General features: G+C 65.3%; 18 protein-coding genes and 1 riboswitch. Of the genes, 16 read left to right on the forward strand and 2 right to left on the reverse strand.

The features are described 5' to 3' along the window. From B3T59_RS02265 to B3T59_RS02275, 3 genes are all read left to right on the forward strand, one after another. The coding region (locus B3T59_RS02265) for a TerD family protein (protein WP_287001395.1) at nt 1-529 on the forward strand (529 nt) is incomplete at its 5' end. 103 nt (nt 530-632) lie between these two features. Continuing rightward, nucleotides 633-2,591, forward strand: coding sequence for a gamma-glutamyltransferase family protein (locus B3T59_RS02270; RefSeq protein WP_287001396.1), 1,959 nt, complete (start codon nt 633-635; stop codon nt 2,589-2,591). Nucleotides 2,592-2,690: 99 nt separating this feature from the next. Further along, a complete protein-coding gene (locus tag B3T59_RS02275) occupies nt 2,691-3,257 on the forward strand; it encodes a hypothetical protein (protein ID WP_210735007.1) in 567 nt (188 codons plus the stop codon). Between the two features lie 83 nt (nt 3,258-3,340). On the opposite strand, the gene B3T59_RS02280 is transcribed toward B3T59_RS02275, so the two are convergent. After that, a complete protein-coding gene (locus B3T59_RS02280) occupies nt 3,341-3,802 on the reverse strand; it encodes a hypothetical protein (RefSeq protein WP_005206394.1) in 462 nt (153 codons plus the stop codon). A gap of 252 nt (nt 3,803-4,054) precedes the next feature. Further along, a riboswitch (SAM riboswitch) is annotated at nt 4,055-4,164 on the forward strand. Nucleotides 4,165-4,185: 21 nt separating this feature from the next. On the opposite strand from B3T59_RS02280, the gene B3T59_RS02285 reads away from it, so the two are divergent. The 8 genes from B3T59_RS02285 to B3T59_RS02320 all read left to right on the forward strand — a co-directional run bounded on the left by B3T59_RS02285 (nt 4,186) and on the right by B3T59_RS02320 (nt 14,476). Next, nucleotides 4,186-5,175, forward strand: coding sequence for an amino acid ABC transporter permease (locus tag B3T59_RS02285; RefSeq protein WP_005206392.1), 990 nt, complete (start codon nt 4,186-4,188; stop codon nt 5,173-5,175). A gap of 26 nt (nt 5,176-5,201) precedes the next feature. Then, the gene (locus B3T59_RS02290; protein WP_039855783.1) at nt 5,202-5,981 is read left to right on the forward strand and encodes an amino acid ABC transporter ATP-binding protein; all 780 of its coding nucleotides are present in this window, start codon (nt 5,202-5,204) and stop codon (nt 5,979-5,981) included. 71 nt (nt 5,982-6,052) lie between these two features. Further along, complete coding sequence (locus B3T59_RS02295; protein ID WP_287001397.1) at nt 6,053-6,988, forward strand: transporter substrate-binding domain-containing protein; 936 nt, start codon at nt 6,053-6,055, stop codon at nt 6,986-6,988. 101 nt (nt 6,989-7,089) lie between these two features. Further along, complete coding sequence (locus tag B3T59_RS02300; RefSeq protein ID WP_287001398.1) at nt 7,090-8,445, forward strand: SWIM zinc finger family protein; 1,356 nt, start codon at nt 7,090-7,092, stop codon at nt 8,443-8,445. 13 nt (nt 8,446-8,458) lie between these two features. Beyond that, nucleotides 8,459-9,934 (forward strand): DUF5691 domain-containing protein, encoded by a 1,476-nt coding sequence (locus tag B3T59_RS02305; protein WP_064862773.1) that lies wholly within the window; start codon nt 8,459-8,461, stop codon nt 9,932-9,934. After that, the gene (locus B3T59_RS02310) at nt 9,931-11,022 is read left to right on the forward strand and encodes an ATP-binding protein (RefSeq protein WP_005206381.1); all 1,092 of its coding nucleotides are present in this window, start codon (nt 9,931-9,933) and stop codon (nt 11,020-11,022) included. Before B3T59_RS02305 ends, B3T59_RS02310 begins: the two co-directional genes overlap by 4 nt. Before the next feature lie 5 nt (nt 11,023-11,027). Then, nucleotides 11,028-13,313 (forward strand): DUF5682 family protein, encoded by a 2,286-nt coding sequence (locus B3T59_RS02315; RefSeq protein ID WP_287001399.1) that lies wholly within the window; start codon nt 11,028-11,030, stop codon nt 13,311-13,313. Next, complete coding sequence (locus B3T59_RS02320; protein ID WP_064862775.1) at nt 13,310-14,476, forward strand: VWA domain-containing protein; 1,167 nt, start codon at nt 13,310-13,312, stop codon at nt 14,474-14,476. Before B3T59_RS02315 ends, B3T59_RS02320 begins: the two co-directional genes overlap by 4 nt. Before the next feature lie 24 nt (nt 14,477-14,500). Here B3T59_RS02320 and B3T59_RS02325 read toward each other — a convergent pair whose 3' ends face one another. Further along, nucleotides 14,501-14,944 (reverse strand): DUF5994 family protein, encoded by a 444-nt coding sequence (locus B3T59_RS02325; protein WP_005206374.1) that lies wholly within the window; start codon nt 14,942-14,944, stop codon nt 14,501-14,503. 165 nt (nt 14,945-15,109) lie between these two features. On the opposite strand from B3T59_RS02325, the gene B3T59_RS02330 reads away from it, so the two are divergent. From B3T59_RS02330 to B3T59_RS02350, 5 genes are all read left to right on the forward strand, one after another. Continuing rightward, nucleotides 15,110-15,706, forward strand: a complete 597-nt coding sequence (locus B3T59_RS02330; RefSeq protein WP_005206372.1) for a sulfite oxidase-like oxidoreductase — start codon at nt 15,110-15,112, stop codon at nt 15,704-15,706. 19 nt (nt 15,707-15,725) lie between these two features. Beyond that, entirely contained in the window at nt 15,726-16,436 is a 711-nt protein-coding gene (locus B3T59_RS02335; protein WP_064862777.1) for an FAD-binding oxidoreductase, read from the forward strand. Nucleotides 16,437-16,468: 32 nt separating this feature from the next. After that, complete coding sequence (locus tag B3T59_RS02340; protein ID WP_005206345.1) at nt 16,469-17,161, forward strand: SDR family NAD(P)-dependent oxidoreductase; 693 nt, start codon at nt 16,469-16,471, stop codon at nt 17,159-17,161. A 96-nt stretch (nt 17,162-17,257) separates the two neighbouring features. Continuing rightward, nucleotides 17,258-18,211 (forward strand): sulfite exporter TauE/SafE family protein, encoded by a 954-nt coding sequence (locus B3T59_RS02345; protein ID WP_005206347.1) that lies wholly within the window; start codon nt 17,258-17,260, stop codon nt 18,209-18,211. Between the two features lie 4 nt (nt 18,212-18,215). Continuing rightward, the gene (locus B3T59_RS02350; RefSeq protein ID WP_005206349.1) at nt 18,216-18,902 is read left to right on the forward strand and encodes a FadR/GntR family transcriptional regulator; all 687 of its coding nucleotides are present in this window, start codon (nt 18,216-18,218) and stop codon (nt 18,900-18,902) included. Nucleotides 18,903-19,132: the final 230 nt, after the last annotated feature.

Consider the following 19,132-nt stretch of genomic DNA (forward strand, 5'->3'; position numbering starts at 1 on the left):
ACGGACACCGGTGATGATGACGCCAGGGGCGGTGATCGACCTCCCTGCGGGTCTCGCGCAGTTCACCGTCAACGTGTCGTGGAGTTCCGCGCGGCTCGCTGCGCCCGAAGTCGATGTCGTCGCATTCGAACTCGGAAGCGACGGCAATGTGCTCTCCGACGACGAGTTCGTGTTCTTCAATCGACCCGCCAGTCCGGACGGCGTCATGGTGCTCTCCATCGACGGCGACCGCGAGCAGGGGATATCGGTCGACTTGCGGGCCGTCGCCGACGATGCCTCCCGGATCACCGTAGGTGCGACGATCGAGGGTCAGACCTTCGGCGAACTCGGAGCGCTCGCAGTCGATGTGACCACACCCGACTTCGGAATCGCGAGTGCCGTGCTCGACGCCGCTACCACAGAGCGGTCGATGATCATCGCCGAGATTTATCGACGTCGCGGAGTGTGGCGCCTGCGGATGGTTGGGCAGGGATTCGACGATGACCTTGCGGGGTTTGCGACCAGGCATGGCGTCGAAGTCGACGACTGATCTCAGTCCTCAACTCGAATAGGTAGCCCCACCTGTCCGACAAATACACGCGGACGCCGGTTTGTGGCACATGTCCACTCGGTGTTCCCTACCCTTGACCCGTATGCGCCGTCCACCGCACCGCCCGCTCCTCCGCGCCGCAGCGCTGGCCATGGCGCCCGCGCTGATACTCGCGGCCTGCTCGTCGTCGGACAACAACGACGCCCAAGCGGCCGTCACCTGCGGCGAGATCCCGACCGGCACCCCGATCGACTCCAGCGCATCGGCCAAGGCATCACAGGACATCTCTACACGCCCTGAAGCCGCCACCGGGTACCGCACGGGCATGCAGCCCGTGCAGACCAACACCTACGCCGCGGCGACCGCCAACCCGCTCGCCACCAAAGCAGCCTGCGAGACGCTTCGCGATGGCGGCACGGCGGCCGACGCACTCGTCGCCGCGCAGATGGTGCTCGGCCTCGTCGAGCCGCAGTCGTCGGGCATCGGTGGGGGCTCGTTCGCGCTGTACTACGACGCGAAGGCCCACAAGGTCAACGCCTACGACGGCCGAGAGACTGCGCCGGCCGCCGCCACCGAGGACTACCTGCGCTACATCAGCCCCACAGACCAACGAGCACCCATTCCGAGTGCCCGCGCATCCGGCCGCTCCATCGGCGTCCCCGGCGCAGTACGGATGCTCGAAGAGATCCAAAACGAACATGGTCGTACCGCTTGGAAGAATCTCTTCAACCCTGCAGTCAGCCTCTCCGACAACGGCTTCGACATCTCGCCACGCCTCGCAACCGCAATCGCCGAATCCGCCAAAGATCTCAAGGCCGACGACGACGCCCGCTCGTACTTCCTCAACCCCGACGGAACGCCCAAGGCCGCCGGCACCAAGTTGACCAACCCCGCCTACGCAAAGACTCTGGGCGCCTTGGCAACCGACGGCGCGCAAGCCCTGTACTCCGGACCCATCGCCGACGCGATCGTCGCCAAGGCCGGCTCGACGTCGAACGGCATGACCCCGAGTCTCCTCACCACCGACGACCTCAAGAACTACAAGGCGATGCGTCGTGATCCGGTGTCGACGGAGTACCGCGGACACAGGATCGTCGCGATGCCCGGGCCGTCTTCGGGCGGCATCACTGTTGCCGCGACGATGGGCATCCTTTCCAACTTCGACATTCCGTCGATGCCCCCGACGGGCGTCGATCGCGACGGGGGACACCCGGATCCCGAAGCCGTGCACCTGATCAACGAGGCCGAACGCCTCGCCTACGCCGACCGCGACAAGTACATCGCCGACCCCGACTTCATCCCATTGCCAGGCAAGGGTGTTGCGACGATGCTCGATCCCTCATACCTGAAACAGCTTGCGGGACTGATCAAACCGAGTACGTCACTGGGTAAGGCGCAGCCCGGAGATCTCGGTGAGGTTCCGCTCGGCTCCTACACCGGCACAGAGCACGGCACCAGTCACATCACCGTCGCCGACAAGTACGGCAACGTGGCGTCGATGACCACGACCGTCGAGTCGGCATTCGGCAGCTTCCACATGGTCGACGGCTTCATCCTCAACAACCAGCTCACCGACTTCTCCGCCGAACCACGCGATGAGACCGGGGCGCTTCTGGCCAACCGGGTTTCGCCGGGGAAGCGCCCGCGGTCATCGATGGCGCCGACCCTCGTCATGCAGCCCGGGACCAACGGCGCGCCGGACACTTTGACCGCAGCTCTCGGATCTCCCGGCGGCTCCGTGATCATTCAATTCGTGGTGAAAACGCTTGTCGGAATGTTGGATTGGAAGCTGAACCCACAGCAGGCTGTCTCGATGATCGACTTCGGCACGGCCAACACCCCGACGTCGAACGTCGGTGGTGAGCATCCGTTGGTCAACACCGCGAACGACGGCGCCGACGATCCACTCGTGAAGGGTCTACGCGAACGCGGCGAACAGGTGTCGGTCGACGATCAGTCCAGCGGGCTCAGTGCACTGCAGCGCTCAGGCAACGGGTGGCTCGGCGGGGCCGATCCGCGTCGAGAGGGTGCCGTGATGGGCGACGACGCGTCGCTGAGGTGATGCGTGGTGCCACGTTTGAATGACCCCGGTTAACGTCTCGTCGTCGTACCACGACACTCCGTATGTCCAGGCAGTACCGAGGCGCTGAAGGAGAAGCGAATGGTGGCACAGCAATCATCGACAGGGCGCATCAGGACCTGGCGAGCCTTCGGGTCTCGAACTGCAGGGGCATTCATCGTCACCGCGAGCGCGATGGTCGGCGTCGGACTGGCCGCGGGGCAGGCATCCGCCGCGCCCTACAACCCGGCTCCGCCGGTCACGGTGTGCTCGACGACCTCCCAGAATCCTTACTTCCCGCCGCTGCCCGTCTCTAACCTCCTCCGCGTCGGCCAGTCGGGCCGCGTCGTCGAGAACCCGACGAGGCGGGTAATCGACTACGGCAAGGTCGATTTCGAATTTCTGAATGCCAACCAACTCTTCACGCCGGCCTTCGACCAAACCGTCCGTTTCACGTGGCGCAACCTCGACTCCGGAAAGACCGGAGTGGCGATCGGCCGCACGCCGGTCCGCGGTGAGGTGTCCATCGCGTACGCGGAACGCGTGCACACCGGCCCCGGTCGGATCGTCGTCAGAGCTGACGTGACCAACCGCGGTCAGGCCAACACCGGGTCGTCGGGCGCGGTCACGCGTACAACGTGCTCGGGAAGGTCCTTCGTCGTCGTCTGAGACCTGGCCGAGCCGCGCGATCATGTTGCGTGGGACCCTGGGTACCGAAAATGCCCCCGTGGATCCCACGCAACTGCTGAGTGTCAGTGCGTCTCGACCGTCCGCGCCAGAATTCCTAGCGTCGCGCGCAAACCGGCCTCGGGGATGATCGGGAACCGGCCCTTGATGTCCTCGTTGGTGACGCGGCTCCAGTCGTAGTACGACGTGACCAGCGTGCCTTCTTCGACCGGTTCGAGCCGGTAGCCGTACCGGTGATCGAGGGGCGGGCGGACCGTGCCGATGATCGTCCACTCGATCCAGCGGTCCTTCTCGAATCCCGTGATGATCACCCGGACGTCGTACTTGCCCATCGGGAGATCGTTGAGTGACTCACGGTCCATATGGACGACGAATTCGTCATCCACCGCGCTGACCGGCGAGCCCTCCGCACTTTGCAACATGCCTGAGCTGTCGATGGCGACGTGACCTCCCGGCGAGGTCAGAAGCTCAAAGATCGCCGATGGTTCGGCCCGGATCAGGCGGGTGATCTCGAATAGCTCGGGCATCGGATTCCTCAGCTTCGACGATTCTTGTCAGCGACACCGAAAGCCTAATCGCTGCCACCCCGAGAGGATCGAAGGCGCTGCATCAACAGATGTCGGTTTCGGAGTCGTTTCGTCCGATCTTGAGCTAATCCACCTGAACGTACGACAGTCCTGCAATCGGCGGCGAACACCCAGTCGCTCTGATTCGCGTCCCTAAGAATCGCGCAGATTCATACCCTCGGCGCGGCGTCGACCTGGAACTAACCTGGCATCGGTTACGAGCGTCAGCGCCCAGCCCTGGCTTGCTGACCAGCAACCCTCCGTCGTGGTGGGGTGCTCCAGGTGACAACCCGACGGGATTCGACCGCCCGTAACGACGACGCCGAGGACGAAGACCGAGAACTGTGACCACCGAACTCACCGCCGCGCACGCGCGCCCGCTCACTCGCGGGCCGGACGACGCGGATCTACTCTCCGCCAAGCTGGTCAAGGCCCGCAAGCCCGGCCAGTGGGTGAGCAGTGCGGTCGTGCTCGTGCTCGCGGCGATGCTGATCCACACGCTGGTCACCAACCCGCGATTCCAGTGGGATGTGGTCGGCAACTACTTCTTTCACGATTCGATCCTGCGCGGACTCGGCCTCACCCTGTGGCTGACCGCCGCAGTGATGGTGTGCGGCTTCGCCTTGGGCATTGTGCTGGCGGTGATGCGACTGTCGTCGAATCCCATCCTGTCGTCACTAAGCGCGGGCTACGTCTGGCTGATCCGATCAATCCCGCCGCTGGTTCAACTGCTGTTCTGGTACGAGCTCGCATCGTTGTACCCCCAACTGTCACTGGGTATTCCGTTCGGCCCCGAGTTCGTGAAGGCAGACACCGCGCACTTGTTCTCGGGTGTTCTCGCGGCCTTCGTCGCGCTGACCATCGACGTCGCGGCCTTCGCCGCAGAGATCGTGCGCGGTGGCATCCTGTCCGTAGACCGCGGCCAGGCCGAGGCCGCAGAAGCGTTGGGACTGAGCAGGTATCGCATCTTCCGCCGGATCATCCTGCCGCAGGCCATGCCCGCCATCGTGCCGGCGTCGGGAAACCTGCTGATAGGTCTGCTGAAGGCGACGTCGATCGTCAGCGTCATCGCGGTGCAAGATCTGCTCTATTCGGCGCAGTTGATCTACCAGCAGAACTACCTGATCCTGCCGCTACTGCTCGTCGCGACCATCTGGTACATCATCGTCACCAGCCTGCTGTCGATCGGACAGTGCTTCGTCGAACGCCACTACTCGCGCGGCAATCGCCGTACGCAACAGGGATTTTGGACGACGGTCCGTCAGAATCTTCCGCTGTTCGGCCGCGTGCGCACCGATCTGCGCCGACTCGACGACAGCGCGGTGCGAGCGTGAATTTCTCGATAGCGCGCCACAAACCTCTGCGCATCGAACGCGACGAGACTCTTCCCCTCGTGCGAGTCAGAGGTCTGCGCAAGAGTTTCGGACTCCACAAGGTGCTCGACGGCATTGACGTCGACGTCCCGACAGGCACCGTGACCGTGCTGCTCGGACCATCGGGCTCTGGCAAGTCGACGCTGCTGCGCTGCATCAATCATCTCGAGAAGCCCGACGACGGCTTCGTCGAGGTCGGCGGCGAGATCATCGGATACCGACCATCGGCAGGCAAGCTGCATGAACTGTCGCACCGCGAGATCGCGCGGCAGCGTTCGACAATCGGGATGGTGTTCCAGCAGTTCAACCTGTTCGGCCATATGACGGTGCTGCAGAACGTGATCGAGGGCCCGTTGGCGGCAGGCATATCGCGTCGCGAGGCGCAGGCACGCGCGAGCGATCTCCTCGAACGAGTCGGCATGGCCGGCCGCGAAGACGCCTACCCGCGCCAGCTCTCCGGCGGACAACAGCAGCGCGTCGCCATCGCACGCGCCTTGGCTCTCGAGCCGCGCCTGCTGCTGTTCGACGAGCCGACCAGTGCGCTCGACCCCGAACTCGTCGGCGAGGTCCTCGCTGTCATCCGCGATCTCGCACGCAGCGGCATGACCATGGTGATCGTCACCCACGAGATCGGATTCGCCCGCGAGGTGGCCGACCAGGCGATCTTCCTCGACGGCGGACGGATCGTCGAATCAGGGTTTCCCGCAGAGATTCTCGACGATCCGCAACACGAGCGCACCAGGGCGTTCCTCTCCGCAGTGCTGTGACGGCCATAGACCACCTGCACCCGGACGAGTCCCCACATGCAAGAACAGTTCTCACACAAAGGATCCAGATGATGACCCACCGCCCCCGCATCCTCACTCTGCTGGCCATCACGGCTGTGATCGGGAGCGTGGCGTTGAGCGGCTGCGGTTCGTCCGACGACCCCTCCGCGACCGCGGAGGCGTCTGCCGTTCCGACACAGGACATCACGACCAGCATTGCCAAGGACGATTCAATCAGTGCCGAACTACCCCAAAGTGTGCGCACGGCAGGCTCGCTGACCGTCGGGACCACTCAGACCCCGGGAACGTCGAATCTGCGACACGGCGGTGTGGTCGACGACAAGAACGTCGGGCTCGACCTCGACCTGCGCACCGCGATCGGCAAGGTCCTCGGCATCAACTGGAACGTGCAGTACGGCACCTTCGCCTCGATCATCCCCGGTGTCCAGAATGGAAAATACCAAGTGGGACAGGCGAATTTCGGTGTCACCGCCGAGCGCGAGAAGGTCCTCGACTTCTCGACCTACCTCAACGACGGCCAGGGGTTTCTCGGCTCGTCTCACGTAGACCTGCAAAAGGTCTCCACAATCACCGACGTTTGCGGCTACACCATCGCCACCACGCCCGGGTCGACCTTCCAGACCCTGCTCAGCTCGCACGTCGGCGACTGCGCGAAGATCGGCAAGAAGCCCTGGACTGTCCAGTACTTCAACGACACCGCCCCCATCTTCCTGGGTCTGGCCAACGGCAAGGTGGACCTCTTCTTCGGCCCGGTCCTGAGCCTGAAGTACGACGAAAAGCACGTCGAGGGAACCAAATTCCTCGGCCAGATCAGCTCGACGCCAGTCGGATTCGTCACCGCCAAGGACTCGGGCCTGGCCAAACCGCTGTCCGACGCCGTCAACAAGCTCATCAAGACCGGCGACTACGCCAAGATCTTCGCGAAGTGGGGTGTCCCGGACACAGGCGTCGACAAGTCGACCATCAATCCCCCAAGTAGTTTTTGACGCCGAGTACTTTCTGACACCCGCGCAGTCGCTGACGTCACCGTCATCCACGCAACTGGCCTCGCCCGCGGATGTCAGTCCCGTGTGGTTGTCTGAACTGCATGGGGGACAGGTGGACCACTGACGAGGTGCTGGCGCTCGCGCCCGACGCCTCGTCGGCCAAGGCCGGTCAGAAGCTGGCCACCCCGACGCCCTGGTCAGGCACCGGTGCAGCCGATTCGCTGGTGTGGGGTCACTGCAAGGGCAGCGGCAAAACGCCGTACCAGACCATCGTCGAACTCACCTCGCCGGCCTTCAAGTGCTCGTGTCCGTCACGGAAGTTCCCGTGCAAACACGCTCTCGGACTCCTGCTGCTGTGGGCACAAGGTGAAGTTGCCGATGCCGCGCAGCCCGCTGACCACGCCGCAGCATGGCTCGCCGCGAGACGCGAGCGGCAGTCCGCCGCGCCCGCGCAGCCGGCCGCCTCCAAAGATCCCGGCCGCGCGGCCTCGACCGCAGCGCAACGCGTCCGCCGTGTCGGCAGCGGTATCGACGAATTGCAACTCTGGCTCACCGACCAGCTCGGCCACGGCCTGGCGGGCACCGACGTCGACGCCTACGGCCGATTCGACGGCGTCGCCGCACGGCTGGTCGATGCCCAGGCCCCGGGGTTGGCGTCCAAGATCCGAGCGCTACCCGAGTTGTTCGCGGGACCCACGAGCGGCGTCGACTGGCCGGCACGCCTACTGGAAGAGTTCGGCAGCCTGTGGTCGTTGAGCGCCGCACATCAGCGGCTCGACCTCCTACCTGCCGATCTCGCCGCCACGGTCCGCCGACACATCGGCTATCCCGTCGCCAAAGCGGATGTCCTCGCCGCCGAGGGCATCACAGACACGTGGTTGTGCCTCGGCCGTCGAGACACCGACGACGACCGGCTCCAGACTCGGCGAACCTGGATCTGGGGTGCGAAGACCAAGCGCTTCGGTGTCCTGCTCGATTACGCGCCCAAGGGCGGCGTATTGCCGATGCGTCCCAGGGTGGGCGCAACGCTGGTCGCGGCGATGCACTTCTACCCGGGCTCGCCTCTGCTGCGCTGCCTCTACGACGACGCAGAGTCACCGCAGCCCGACGCAGAGTCACCGCAGCCCGACGCACTCCCACATCCCGATCCGCTCGGCATGCTCGTGCTCTCCGACATCGCCGCGGCCAGGCGCGCCCACGCGCAGGCGATCGCCGACGATCCGTGGGCGCGGCGGTGGCCGGTGGTGCTCGACGCGCGACTCGGTCGCACCGTCGCGGGCCGACCGGCGGCAATCGATCACACGGGCGACGCAATCGACATCCTCGTGACGGGCGAGCGCTGGCCCCTGCTACTCGCGCTCACCGGAGGCGCGCGGGTACCGATCTTCGGGAGTCTCGGAACAGACGGACTCGACGTCGAGTCGGTGATCGTCGGCGGCGGTGTGGTCCGCGTATGAGGATGGCTGCCGTATGAGTACCTGGGACGAGGTGGTCTCGGCCGCGCTCGTCGGCGTCCGCAGCCGACCGATCACCACGCACGGCGTCGATCCCGTGATCGAGGCGCATCTGCCAGATGAAGTCGCTGACCCGGCGGTCACAACCCTGCAGATCGCGGCACTGAGCGCCGTCGCACGGTGCGCGAGCGGGCCGCCGACGATCGCTGCCGAACCCATCCCCGCCTCGCCAGACGACCCGAGGCCGCGCATCTCCGATCAGATCGCAGGCAACCTCGACCGCGCGATGATGCTGTCGCCGCAGCTCGAACTCTGGTGCTTCGACCTGCTCGCGCGGTCGCACGTCCGGCCTCCCGCACGCATGCTCCCGACGCTCCTCGCCCGTACCGCGCGCAGGGTCGAGATCCGCGCTGCGGTAACCACTTTCGTCGGTCCACGCGGACGATGGCTGGCCGAACAAGCCCCCGAGCTGAAAGCCGTGCTCGACGCCCCCTCGACGTCGGGCGACATCGCAGATACCTCCGCGTGGACCCATGGCGAACCCGACGAGCGTGCGTCCTACCTGCGATCGCTGCGGGAGCGCGACCCAGATGCTGCGCGAGAACTCCTCGAATCCGCATGGCGCACAGAAGACGGACCCAGTCGTGAACTGTTACTGCCCATCCTCGGTCGCACGCCGTCGTTGTCCGACGAGCCCCTGCTCGAGCGCGCGCTCGACGATCGGCGCAGCAATGTCAGGACAACTGCGGCCGGAATTCTCGACCACATCGACGGCTCGGCGCACCAGCAGCGCATCCTCGACGCGGCGTCGAAATTACTGTTGCTCAACGAAGAACGGCACCTCATGCGCCGACGCCCCGTGCTGCAGGCGACGCTGCCTACTGAGCCGAATGCGGCGCTCGCACGCGACGGACTCACGCTGACCGTGCCGTCAAACGCAAGGCGTGGGGTCGGCGCCCACGTGCTCGCGCAGCTGGTGTCACGGATTCGGCCGTCGCTCTGGGAAAAAAGGTTCGCAATGTCACCGGCGCAGATCGTCGCAGCAATCGGTTCTGACCAGAGCCCGCTCGTCGTCGGATTGAGCCACGCCGCAGTGACATTCGACGATCGGCGCTGGGCGACTGCACTGATGACACACCCCGATGCGCTACCGGTCGTCTTCGTGGCCGCCGATCCGCTGGAGGTGTCACGTGCCTTCGACGACCTACCCGACGACCGACGCCTCGCGGCTCTGCGCGTCCTGCCGACCCCGTGGCCGGAGAACATCGCGCACGCCTCACTACGCCTGCTCGCCGCCACCGTGTCGGGAACCGCGCGCAGCGGGCCCACGGCAGAACTGTTCGACCTGATGTCGGTTGGCCTCCCGGCCACCGATGCGTGGCGCGACGCCGTGCGTGCGGTGGGTGCGCGTGTCGCGACCGCGCCCGCACAGTTCGCCCGCCTGGCCGAGTCCATCCGTATCCGTATCGTCCTCACGAGGGAGTTCGCATGACCACTGCAGACGATCTGCTCCGACCACACGCCGAGCAGCTCTACGCCGACGAACTCGCGGCACTGGCCCGCACAGACACCGCTAGCCGCCCTGCCAATTGGCTGCTGTCGCCGTCGGCGGTCGTCACCTACCTTCTCGGCGGCACTCTCGACGACGGCACGGTGATCTCACCGAAGTACATCGGACCCCGACGGCTGATGGAGGTGGCCGTGGCGACGTTGGCCACCGACCGCGCACTGCTCCTTCTCGGGGTGCCCGGAACAGCGAAAACCTGGGTGTCCGAGCACCTTGCGGCAGCGATCAGTGGGACGTCGACGCTGTTGGTGCAGGGGACGGCAGGCACGCCCGAGGAGGCGATCCGCTACGGCTGGAACTACGCCCGGCTGCTCGCCGAGGGACCGTCGAACGAGGCACTGGTGCCCTCACCGATCATGGTGGCGATGCGGGAGGGCAAGATCGCGCGACTCGAGGAGCTCACGCGTATCCCCTCCGACGTGCAGGACGCGCTGATCACCATCCTCTCGGAGAAGACGCTGCCGGTGCCGGAACTCGGGATAGAGGTGCAGGCCACCAAGGGATTCAGCGTGATCGCGACGGCCAACGATCGTGACCGCGGAGTCAACGACCTGTCGTCGGCGCTCCGACGCCGCTTCAACACGGTGGTGTTGCCGCTGCCCGCCTCGGCCGAGGACGAAGTCGATATCGTGACTCAACGTGTTGCTGCACTGGGAAAGTCGCTGGAGCTTCCCGAATTGCCCTCTGCCGCAGACGAGATCCGACGCGTGGTCACCGTCTTCCGCGAGTTGCGCTCCGGGGTCACCGAGGATGGGCGGTCGAAGGTGAAGCAACCCAGCGGCACACTGTCGACCGCGGAGGCCATCTCGGTCATCACCCACGGCATCGCGATGTCGGCACACTTCGGCGACGGCGTGCTCCGGCCCGCCGACGTGGCAGCGGGTATCCAGGGCGCGGTGATCAAAGACCCGGGAGCCGATTCGGTGATCTGGACCGAGTACCTGGAAAGCGTTGTGCGAGAACGCTCCGACTGGGCCGACTTCTACCGCGCCGCGCGCGGGGCGCTCCGCTGACCCGCATGTCCGCACCTCTCGTCGACTCGCACGCCCCGCCGGGTACCTACGTGCTTGGCATCCGACACCACGGGCCGGGTTCGGCCCGCGCGGTACGCAGCGAACTCGATCGCATTGCGCCAGACGCCGTTCTCATCGAGGGGCCTGCCGATGCGTCGGATCTGATCCCAGCCGTCGTCGACCCGGGCATGTCGCCCCCCGTCGCCCTCCTCGGATACGCGGCAGACGATCCGTCGCGTGCCGCGTTCTGGCCGTTCGCCGAGTTCTCGCCGGAATGGCAGGCCATGCGCTGGGCGGTGCGCGCCCGAGTGCACGTCGCGTTCTGCGACCTTCCCACGACGATGGTGCTCGCACACCGCACCGAGACGGGTCAGACACCCGCCGACCCGACTCCGGGGGAGCCGCGCGAACCCGGTGAGGATGCGCCTGGTCGGGTTCGGATCAACCCGGTGCGCACGCTTGCCACCGCGGCCGGCTACTCCGACCCGGAGCGCTGGTGGGACGACGTCGTCGAAACACGCGGCGAAGCAGAAGGATTCGCGGCGATAGCCGAGGCGATGGCCGCGCTGCGCGAGGACGACTTCTTGCGCTCGCCCGACGAGTCCGACCCGGAGGAACTCCACGACGAACGCCGCGAAGCCCACATGCGTCAGGTACTCCGCACGACGTTGAAGCGGCCGGGTGTCGAACGCGTCGCCGTCGTCTGTGGTGCATGGCATGCACCGGCTCTGTCGGGGAAGTTGCCGCCCGCTGCCGGCGATACACGAATCCTGAAGGGAACGCCCAAGGTTCGTAGCAAGGTCGCGTGGGTACCGTGGACCCATTCGCGCATCGCCAGCGCGTCCGGGTACGGGGCGGGTGTGATCTCACCGGGTTGGTATCACCACTTGTTCACCACGTCCGACGATGTGATCGTGCGCTGGCTGATCCACCAGGCACGACTGTTGCGCGACAAAGACATCGACGTGTCGTCGGCCCACATCATCGAGACTGCACGACTGGCGGAAGCTCTCGCGGTGATGCGACACCGACCGCTGCCTGGATTGGCAGAGGTCACGGAGGCGACCCACGCCGTGATGCTCGACGGCGATACCGGACTGTCCGACATGATGTATCGCGAGGCCGTCATCGGGGAGCGGCTCGGATCGGTTCCCGACGACGCTCCCGTTGTCCCGCTGCAGGCCGATGTCACCGCGACGGCGCGGTCGGCGCGACTCAAGATCGATCCGGTGGCCAAAGAGCTGGCGTTGGATCTTCGCAAACCGGCCGACATGGCCAAATCCCTGCTGCTGCACCGGCTCCTCGTGCTCGGCGTCGAGTGGGGCGAACCCCGCGACGTGACCGGAATGGGCACATTCAAAGAGGGCTGGATCGTCGCATGGCGACCCGACTACGTCATCGACGTCGTGATGGCCTCGGTGTGGGGCACGACGGTGCTGGGCGCCGCCACCGCCAAGATCGTCGACAAGGCAACGAGCGCCGACACGTTGGGTGAGGTCACCGAAGCGTTGGAGTCGGCACTTCTCGCCGAACTCGTCGATGCGGTGGCGCCTGTCCTGACCGCACTCGACGAGCGAGCCGCCGTCGACCACGACGTCGCGCACCTGATGCAGGCACTACCAGCACTCGGACGCGCGCAGCGCTACGGAGACGTCCGCGGCACCGACACCGCCTCGCTGCACCTCGTCGCATCGTCGTTGCTCACCCGCATCTGCGTCGGCATCCCCGCCGCCATCTCGAGTCTCAACGATGACGCTGCGAAAGCCCTGAAAGCGCATCTCGACGCCACCCACGAGACGGTGGTCCTGCTCGACGAGCAGGACATGGGCCGCTGGATCGGGGCACTGCGCACGATCGCCGACCGGTGTGATGTGAACGGTCTGTTGGTCGGCCGAGCCACGCGATTGCTGCTTGACGGCGGACACATCGATGCCGCCGACGCCGCCGGCCGGTTGCAGTTCGCGTTGTCGACGGGAGCCACCCCGACGTCGAAAACCCAATGGATCGACGGCTTTCTGGGTGACGGTGGGCTGCTGCTCGTCCACGACCGCGATCTGTTGGTGATCCTCGACGAGTGGCTGAGCACGCTCGGCGAGCGTGACTTCACCGACGTTCTGCCGTTGCTGCGCAGGACTTTCGGGCTGTTCGACACTTCGGTGCGTCGCAACATCGGCAACCGGGTCGCATCACTCGACCGCACCGACGGCCTTCCGGCCAGCACGACGACCTTCGATCCCGATCTCGCCGCGCCTGCGGTGCGCGTTGTCGCCGACATATTGGGGTTGCGATGACCGACGGCACACGAGACGTGCGCGCCAGACGCTGGCGCTTGGTGCTCGGAGATGCAGCGGCAGAACAACTTCCGTCGCTGACCGGCTCCGATGCCGCTATGGACGGTGCGCTGTCGGCGCTGTATGACGCCGACGCGTCGCGCAGGGGTGGGTTGGGCAAGTCGGCTCCGTCGGTCGCCCGATGGCTCGGCGACATACGAAAGTACTTCCCGCAAACCGTTGTTCAGGTGATGCAACACGACGCCGTCGAGCGGCTGAACCTGTACTCGCTGCTCGCAGAACCCGAACTGATCGATGCGGTCGAACCCGACATCGAGATGGTCACCACGCTCATGGCACTCGGGCGGGCGATTCCGGCGAGTTCGAAGGCTTCGGCGCGAGCGTTGGTGCGCAAGGTGGTCGACGAGGTGGAACGACGCATCGCCCACCGCACCCGAAGCGCAGTCGGCGCAGCCATCGACCGCGCAGCCCGGGTGACCCGACCGATGTTCCGCGACATCGATTGGAACGCAACGATCGCTCGCAATCTGCACAACTACTTACCGGAGTACAAGACCGTTGTTCCCGAACGGCTCGTCGGCCACGGTCGCCGTTCACAAATGGTCAGCAAAGACATCGTCATCGCGATCGACCAGTCCGGATCGATGGCCCAATCGATCGTGTACGCGTCGATCTTTGGAGCGGTGATTGCCACGATGCGGTCGGTTCGGACGTCGTTGGTGCTCTTCGACACCGAGGTCGTCGACCTCACCGGTCAACTCGACGACCCCGTGGACGTGCTGTTCGGCGCGACGCTAGGCGGCGGAACCGACATCAATCGCGCGATCGCTTACTGCCAAACCCTCATCAGCAGGCCCAATGACAGCATCTTCGTGCTCATCTCGGACCTGTACGAGGGCGGAATCCGCGACGAGATGCTCAAGCGGATCGCGCAGCTGCAGGCCGACGGCGTGCAGGTCATCGTGTTGCTGGCGCTGTCGGACGAGGGAGCGCCGTCGTTCGATCGCGACATCGCAGGAGCGCTGGGTGCCATGGGTGTTCCGGCGTTCGCGTGTACGCCCGACGCCTTCCCGGAGTTGCTCGCCCTCGCGATCGGGCGCGGCGACATCGTCGGATGGGCCGATGCCAACGAACTGGCACAGCGTGGCATGGAAGACGAATGAGGCTTGGGCGCCGGGCGGGTGGCGTCAGCTGGTCGCTGCGCTGGCGGTCCCGTCGAGTGAGGCCATGTACTGGCTCGCTATCGACAGAATGCGTCGGCCGCGCTTGGATTCCAGCGAATGCATGTGCCCGTCGGGAAGTTCGCTGTCGCTGGCGAGGTGCATCAGGATCGCCGCCAACGACGACGCCGTGCGGCACGGAATCACGAGCAGCGTCGCGTTTCGGTGGGAGCCGTTGAGCGTCATGAGCGGCGGAACCGTCGGAGAGTCTGCAGAGTCGAGACCGGGGTAGCGCCGGTAGCTTTGCCAGTGCACGGATATCGAGGTGACCTCGCCGAGTCGGGGCGCCGCCGCACCGGACAGACTGCTCAGTTCATCGGCGAGGTTCGCAGTGTACGGATACCACGCCCCGGCGATCGGGGCGCTGCGATCAGTGGTGAACCGAACCCGGGTGGGACCCAACGTGACCACCGGACACTCTCCTGACCGGCTGTGACGCCGCGTTCGCCGGTGACCAAAACCCGACGGTGACCAACACACGACCACGCGAGTACGTCGGCTATGAGTGCAAATCAGTTGAACCAGACTATACGCCCATGACCTGCGAAAAGTCGGCGCGGCCCTACACTTGCACATATGGCGATAGTGAACCGCGGCTTCGTCGGACGCCGCGACAGGATGGCCGATCGGCTGCCGCCAGGACAGTATTCGACCCTCGACTTCCCGGTCTTGTCCGCAGAGCCGACGCCGGTGCTGCCACTTGACTCCTGGCGCTTGACGATTCAGTCGTCGGATCATCGTGCACACAGTCTCCGGTGGCGGGACTTCCTCGCCCTGCCGCACCGGGACATCACGACCGATATCCACTGCGTCACACGGTGGTCGAAGTTCGACACCCGTTGGCGTGGAGTTGCTTTCGACGACTTGTTGGCGGTACTCCCGTGGCCACCGGACGCCTACGTGATGGCACATTGCTACGGCGGATACACCACCAACGTGCCGCTTACTGATCTGACAGATGGAAGGGGCTGGCTGGCAGATACCTTCGACGGTGAGCCGCTCGCGCCTGAACACGGTGGCCCGGTACGGCTGCTCGTACCGCATCTGTACTTCTGGAAGAGCGCGAAATGGGTTCGGCGCCTGCGGTTCATGCCCCATGACGCTCCTGGATTCTGGGAAGAGCGCGGCTATCACATCTACGGTGATCCCTGGCGTGAGCAGCGCTACTCGTGACAGTGAGGGAGTGTTGACAATGCGCTGGCAGATCACGACGGTCGTCGGGGCAGAGATGCAGACTCCGACCGCGAGATCGCTGCGACTCGCGCTGAGTGAACCGATGAGCGCCGATGCAGGCGCACACGTCGACATCCGGCTCACCGCGGAGGACGGATACTCGACGGCAAGGCCATACTCGCTTTCCGACGTCCGCGAGACGCGCACCATCGAGGTGACCATCGAGAAGGTCGACGACGGCGAGGAGTCGCCCTACCTCGTCGACATGGTCGAGGTGGGCGAGCCGCTCGAGATCAGCGGACCCAACGGACAGTGGTTCACGTGGGACCCGTCGAATACGCGGCCGGTCCAACTGATCGGTGGCGGCTCGGGGATCGTGCCGCTGATGTCGATGATCCGTCTGCGCGAGGTGGCTGCCCCGTCTACTCCGTTCAACCTCGTGTACTCGCTACGTACGCCGCAGCGACGGTACTTCGCGCGCGAACTCGATCAGCTTGTCGAGCACACCAGGTTGCCCGTCAACGTTTTTCACACCCGCGAGGGTGCGGAAGGAGAGACGCGCCGTCCCAGGCGCGTCACGGCGGCCGAACTCGCAGCGGTGACGATTGCGCCGCAACGAGAGCCGACCGTCTACATCTGCGGACCCAACGGGTTCGTCGAACACTGCGCACGAGCGATGCTCGACATCGGGCACGACGCCGGGCGAATCAGAACGGAACGATTCGGATAGAGACGGAACGATTCGGATAGAGGAGACGCACGATGGCAACGAAGAACGCCTTGATCGTCGGGGCATCACGGGGATTGGGGCTCGGACTCACCGAGCGCCTCTGCGAACGCGGTTGGCATGTGGCGGCGACCAGCCGCCACGCCGGCGGCGATCTGGGTGCGCTCGCCGCACGGTCCGATGGTTCGCTGACCGTCGAGAACGTGGATATCAACGACACCGACTCGGTTGTGGCACTGCATGACAAACTGTCCGACACCACCTCCGACCTCATCTTCGTGAATGCGGGAATCACGCACGATCGTTGGGAGACCGTTGGCGACGTCTCGACGGAGACGTTCGATCGCGTGATGGTTACGAACGCGCTCAGCCCCATGCGATTCGTCGAACGATTCGCTGACCTCGTCCCGCCAACCGGAACAATCGCAGTGATGTCGTCGGGGCAGGGGAGTATCACGAACAACACTCGCGTGACTGGGTGGGAGATCTACCGGGCGAGCAAATCAGCACTGAATCAGCTGATGCGGAGCTTCGCGGCCAGGCACTCCGACGACCCGCGCACGTTGCTCTTGATGGCGCCGGGATGGGTCCAGACCGATCTGGGTGGCTCCGACGCCTCGCTGACCGTCGAGCAGAGCACGCGGGGCGTCGCCGACGTCTTGGAAGCACAGGCGGGTGCGGGCGGGCTGCAGTTCTTGGACTATCGAGGTCAGACTGTGCCCTGGTAACAAACGCGGGCGGGGCTAGCGCTCGCATACACCTACTTGTCAGACAAGTACATGTATGCGTAACGTGTCGGTGCATCACCCCGAAGGAGTCTCACAATGCGCACGCTCGGAACCAGGCGGCCCGGAACATTCAGAGCAAGCACGACCGCGGGGCGGGTCGTCGAACCGTCCGTGCCCACCCAGCTCGGGATCGGTGCCACCGGTGGTGTGATCGGCGGACTGCTCGGCGGCGGTAGCGGGGTGTTCTACGTGCCCGCTCTGGAGAAGGTCACCAACCTCTCCCGGCATACTCTCCACGGCACTGCCGGCGCGGCGAACATCGCCGTTACCGGCGTCGGAGCAGCCACGTTCGGACTGGTTGGCGGATCCATCGATTTTCGGGCGGGGACGGGAATGGTTGTCGGCGCCACGCTGGGTGCGGTCCTGGGCGCCAAGCTGATCTTGCGCATCCCGGCGCTCATCCTGCGTTGGCTGTTCGTCGCAATCCTCCTGTTGACGTGCCTCAAATTGTTTCTCGACGTCTCAGGGCACGACCCGATGCAGGGATCGGCCGTCGTGCCCGACAGCTGGCTTGCGAGTCTGTGGTACGTCGTCCCGGTATCGCTGATTCTCGGATTCGTGATCGGCGCGTGGGCTGCCGGGATGGGTCTCGGCGGCGGCCTGCTCGCTGTTCCGGCCCTGATGTTGCTCTTCGGTACCGAACTCCCGACCGCGGAAGGAACGTCGTTGCTGATGTTCTTCCCCAACGTCATCGTCGGAACCATCACGCACGCACGCCAGGGCACCGCCGACATGCGACTCGGCCTCAACCTGAACATCGGTGCGCTGCCCGGTGCAGTCGTCGGCGTGCTGATCGCACTCGCGCTGAACGTCAAGATTCTGAGCATCGTGTTCGCGGCCTTCGCGCTGACGATCGGTGTGCGCGAGATGTACCGGATGTGGCTTGAGAGCGTCGCGCGGCGCCGATCGACCGCCGAGGTCGCGGGCCTATCATCAGAACGAACGGTGATGGACCATTCGAAACCAATCGACAGAGACACAACGGACTAGGACCTTGGAAGCACTTTCGCGCGTTCCGCTGTCGGAACAGGCAGCACGTGCCCTGCTCGACGATGTTCGGCGTGGACGCTGGGAGGTAGGTGAGCAGCTTCCCGGCGAGGTGTCTTTGGCACGGGAACTATCCGTGGGCCGCTCCACGGTCCGCGAAGCCATTCGACGCCTCGCAGCGCGTGGAGTGCTCACCACACGGCAGGGCGTCGGCGTCTTCCTCGCCGCGACCGAACCCACGCAGCCGTGGGATCAGCTCGCCGAGATCGCGGAGATCACCGACGTCTTGCAGGTCCGGATCGCCATCGAATCGCGGGCTGCCGCTCTCGCCGCAGCCAACCACACCGACGACGACGCGCGCATCATCCGAACGGCGTTGGAGAATCGCAACGCTCTGCTCGGCGGAACGCCGCAAGCGCTTGCCGCAGAGGATATTCGACTGCATCAGGCAATCGTCGTGGCGTCGCACAACGACCTGCTGGCCACACTCTTCGACGGCCTGCGGGCGCGGCTGGTGGGGTCGATGACCGACATGCTCACCATGATGCCGGTGGGTCGACCAGACGCCGACGAACACAGCGCGGTCGTCGACGCCATACTCGAGCGCGACGCCGACCGTGCCGAAAGGCTCACGCGTGCACATCTTCTGGGGCTGGCAGACTCGCTCGGATCTGACGCGCGAACCGAAGTGTGAACGCATCGATCTGGTGGCTACGGACCTCGGAGTGATGCATGCATCGACCGAATGTAGCGCGAGGACCCGACGACCACGGTCAACCATGAACCAGGCCTCCCGTTTCCAGTCATTTTTCGCTCTGCCTTGGTAAGCGAACTGGGCTTTTGCGGCCGGGTGCGCGCAGAAATGACTGGAAGCGGGAGCGGCCTAGTGGTCTCGACAAGCTCGACCATCGGGGGGCCGCTCGA

Origin of the sequence: Gordonia sp. UBA7860, from assembly GCF_002500165.1 — a bacterium.
Lineage (GTDB): Bacteria > Actinomycetota > Actinomycetes > Mycobacteriales > Mycobacteriaceae > Gordonia > Gordonia sputi.